Origin of the sequence: Streptomyces sp. (assembly GCF_031178505.1) — a bacterium.
GTDB lineage: Bacteria > Actinomycetota > Actinomycetes > Streptomycetales > Streptomycetaceae > Streptomyces > Streptomyces gulbargensis.
The window spans coordinates 1-3,916 of sequence record NZ_JAPSIW010000672.1 but is presented as its reverse complement, the minus strand read 5'-3'; the positions used below and the strand labels follow the sequence as shown (position 1 = coordinate 3,916).

The following is a 3,916-nucleotide window of genomic DNA, read 5'->3' as shown; positions in this document are numbered from 1 at the left end:
ACTGGTCTCCGGACTGGGCGGCGCGGTGAAGGACTGACGCGTGAACCCCGACCCGATGGACCTGGTCCCGGCCCCCCTGCGTGTGGAGGGGCCGGACGACCGCACCCGCACCCTCCGCCTCGACGGCCGTACGACCCTGGACGCCGCCCCCGGGACCGGAACCACCGAACGCTGGCTCCGCGCGACCCTCGGCGCCGCCTTCCGCCTCCCCCTGCGCCCGCCGCCCGCCGACGGCGGCCCGGCCGCCACCGGCATCCGCCTCCGGCTCGACGGCGCACTCGCCCCGGAGGCGTACCGGCTGCGCGTCTCGGCGGCGAGCGGCACCGTCGAGATCACCGGCGGCGGTCCCGCCGGCGTCTTCTGGGGCGCCCAGACCCTCCGCCAGCTCCTCGGCCCCGGAGCCTTCCGGCGCGCTCCCCTGACCGCCGGCCCCCCGCCCGCCCTCGCGGAGCGCACCGTCGAGGACGCCCCGCGCTTCGCCTGGCGCGGCCTCATGCTCGACGTGGCCCGCCACTTCATGCCGAAGGACGACGTCCTGCGCCAGCTCGACCTGCTCGCCGCGCACAAGCTGAACGTCCTCCACCTCCACCTCACCGACGACCAGGGCTGGCGCGTCGAGATCCGGCGCCACCCGCGCCTCACCGAGGTCGGGGCGTGGCGGAGCCGTACCAAGTGGGGCCACCGGGCCTCCCCCTACTGGAACGACACCCCGCACGGCGGCTTCTACACCCAGGACGACATCCGCGAGATCGTCGCCTACGCCGCCGACCGGCACATCACCGTCGTCCCGGAGATCGACCTCCCCGGCCACTCGCAGGCCGCCATCGCCGCGTACCCCGAACTGGGCAACACCGACGTCGTCGACACCACCGCCCTGACCGTCTGGGACACCTGGGGCGTCAACCCCAACGTCCTCGCCCCCACGGAGGCCGTCCTCCGCTTCTACGAGGGCGTCCTCGAGGAGATCCTCGACCTCTTCCCGGCGGAGACCTCGCCGTTCGTGCACATCGGCGGCGACGAGTGCCCCAAGGACCAGTGGAAGGCCTCCCCCACCGCGCAGGCCCGCATCACCGAACTCGGCGTCGGCGACGAGGACGGGCTCCAGTCGTGGTTCGTCCGCCACTTCGACCGCTGGCTCACCGCCCGGGGCCGCCGCCTCATCGGCTGGGACGAGATCCTGGAGGGCGGCCTGGCGGAGGGCGCCGCCGTGTCGTCCTGGCGGGGGTACGCGGGCGGGATCGCCGCCGCCGAGGCCGGCCACGACGTCGTCATGTGCCCCGAGCAGCACGTCTACCTGGACCACCGTCAGGCCCCGGGCGAGGACGAGCCGATGCCCATCGGGTACGTCCGCACCCTGGAGGACGTCCACCGCTTCGAACCCGTCCCGCCCGGCCTCTCCGCCGCGGCCGCCGCCCGCGTCCTCGGCGCCCAGGCCAACGTCTGGACCGAGGTCATGGAGAACCGCGCCCGCGTCGACTACCAGGTGTACCCGCGCCTCGCCGCCTTCGCCGAGGTCGTCTGGTCCGCGCTCCCCGCCCCCGCCGACCGCGACCACGCGGACTTCACCCGGCGCATGGAGACCCACTACCGGCGCCTCGACGCCCTCGGCGTCGACTACCGCCCGCCCGCCGGCCCCCACCCGTGGCAGCGCCGTCCGGGAGTCCCCGGCCGCCCGCTGGAGGGACCGCCCCCGCACGCCTGACACCCGCCCCGGGCCCCCGCCGGCGCGGTGTGAGCGACCTCGCCTCCCCACCTCACCCAAGAGCGGCGAAACGGAAGTTACCGTCACTCCCGGGACGTCGCGGACGGAACAGTCCTTCGTGGACCCTCGCGCCGGACGGCTCGGAAGATGTGCCAGAGTTGCCCCGTCCGGCCTGTGAGCACGTACGGTACGCCCACACGCAGGCGCGAGGGCCGGGCACAGTCGGGGACCACCGGGACACCGGGAAGGGGCAGCGGGTTGACCACGCACGCACCACAGACGGCGCAGTCCGTGACGCTGCCCGTCTCGCTCGACGAGGCCGTGGCGGCGCTCACCGCCATGCCCGCCGCCGTGCCGGTGGCGGGCGGCACCGACCTGATGGCCGCCGTCAACCGAGGTCAGCTCCGTCCCGCCGGACTCGTCGGCCTCGGCCGCATCAACGAGATCCGCGGCTGGCAGTACCAGGACGGCCACGCCCTCCTCGGTGCCGGCCTCACCCACGCCCGCATGGGCCGCCCCGACTTCGCCGCGCTCATCCCCGCCCTCGCCGCCGCCGCGCGCGCCGCCGGCCCGCCGCAGATCCGCAACGCGGGCACCCTCGGCGGCAACGTGGTCACCGCCTCGCCGACCGGCGACTCGCTGCCCGTCCTCGCCGCGCTGGAGGCCGACCTCGTCGTCGTGGGCCCCCTCGGCGAGCGCGAGATCCCCGTCTCCCACCTCCTCGCCGGCCGCGACCTGCTGGCCCCCGGCGAGCTGGTGGCCTTCGTCCGCGTGCCGCTGCTGCACGCCCCCCAGGTCTTCCTGAAGGCCACCGGCCGCACCGGACCGGCCCGCGCCACCGCCTCGGTCGCCGTCGTCCTGGACCCGGCCCGGCGCGGAGTGCGCTGCGCGGTCGGCGCCGTCGCGCCCATGCCGCTGCGCCCCCTGGAGGCCGAGCGCTGGATCGCGTCCCTGGTCGACTGGGACAACGCGCGCGGGCTGGCCCCGGAGGCGCTGGCGGCGTTCGGCGAGTACGTCGCCGCCGCCTGCATCCCGGACCCGCAGGGCGACGAACAGTTGCCCCCGGCCGTACTGCACCTGCGGCGCACCGTCGCCGCACTCGCCCGACGGGCACTGGGGAGGGCACTCGCGTGAGCGGCACCGATCGCAACGAGCAGCAGTACGGGCAGCGGCACGGCCACCATGAACAGCGGTCCGAGCAGCCGGAGCCGCACGGGCAGCAGGCCGGCAACCCGGGCGCGTGGCAGCCGATCCCGCAGAGCGAGGGGTACGACGGCGACGCGACCGCCTTCGTGCAGCTCCCGCCCGAGTTCATGCTGGACGGCATTCCGCTGGAGGCCCCCGGCCACGGCTACGTACCGCCGATGATCACGCCGCTCCAGCCCCTCCCGGCGTACCAGCAGCAGATGCGCGCGCAGACGCCGCCCGAGCCGGCTTCGGACCCCTCGGCCGCGGACACGTGGGCGGAGCAGCAGGCCGGCCCCTTCACGCCGTACGGACAGACCGCGCCCTACGGTCACGCCGAGCCGTACGGGCGGACCGACGCGTACGCGCAGTCCGATCCGTACGGCGAGCAGCCGTACGTGCCCGCCCAGGCCGGTGGTGGGGTCGAGTACTTCGCGCGGACGGAGCAGGCCGAGCGGTACGGCGCCGGGGAGCGGCACGAGACCGGCGGGGAGCAGCCGGGTGCCGAGGACCCGCAGGCGACCGCCGAGTGGCGGTTCGACGCGTCGCCCGAAGCGGGCGCGGGTGCGACGGGTCAGTGGCAGTTCGAGGTGCCCAGCGCCCCCGTGTCGTACGCCGAGGCCCCGCCGACCCTCCCGGGCGGCGCAGCGGCGCCCTGGGCGGTGCCGGAGGCCCCGGCGGGCGCGCAGACGCCCGTGACGGACGAGCCGGCGGCCCCCGTGGCCGCCGAGGAACCGGCCCCGGCCACCGAGGCCGGACCCGAGGTCAGGGCGGAGCCGGAGGCCCCCGCCGCCGAGGCGCCGGCCTTCGAGGCCCCGACCGCCGACGACCAGGCCGAGGAGCCGGTCCCGGCCGGCACGTCCCCGGACTCCGGGCCGGAGGTGGCGCACGCGGCCGATGTGACGCCCGTGGAGGCCCCGGCTGACCAGGCAGCGCCTGGTCAGTGTTCGTTCCCGATCCAGGTGTGGACCGAGTACATGCGAGACGCCCTCAAGGGTGTCCCGATCGAGGACTTCCCCGAGCGCGGAC

Annotated in this window: 2 protein-coding genes and 1 pseudogene; all 3 read left to right on the top strand. The window is 76.0% G+C overall.

All coding sequences use genetic code 11. The features are described from left to right. Positions 1–55: 55 nt before the first annotated feature. Positions 56–1,702 carry a beta-N-acetylhexosaminidase gene (locus RIF68_RS30230; RefSeq protein WP_309054459.1) on the top strand — a complete coding sequence of 549 codons (1,647 nt, stop codon included), beginning with the start codon at positions 56–58 and terminating at the stop codon, positions 1,700–1,702. A 258-nt stretch (positions 1,703–1,960) separates the two neighbouring features. Then, the gene (locus RIF68_RS30225; RefSeq protein ID WP_309054458.1) at positions 1,961–2,836 is read left to right on the top strand and encodes an FAD binding domain-containing protein; all 876 of its coding nucleotides are present in this window, start codon (positions 1,961–1,963) and stop codon (positions 2,834–2,836) included. After that, a pseudogene (locus RIF68_RS30220) lies at positions 2,833–3,916 on the top strand (hypothetical protein); the annotation flags it as partial. The gene RIF68_RS30225 and the pseudogene RIF68_RS30220, both read left to right, overlap by 4 nt.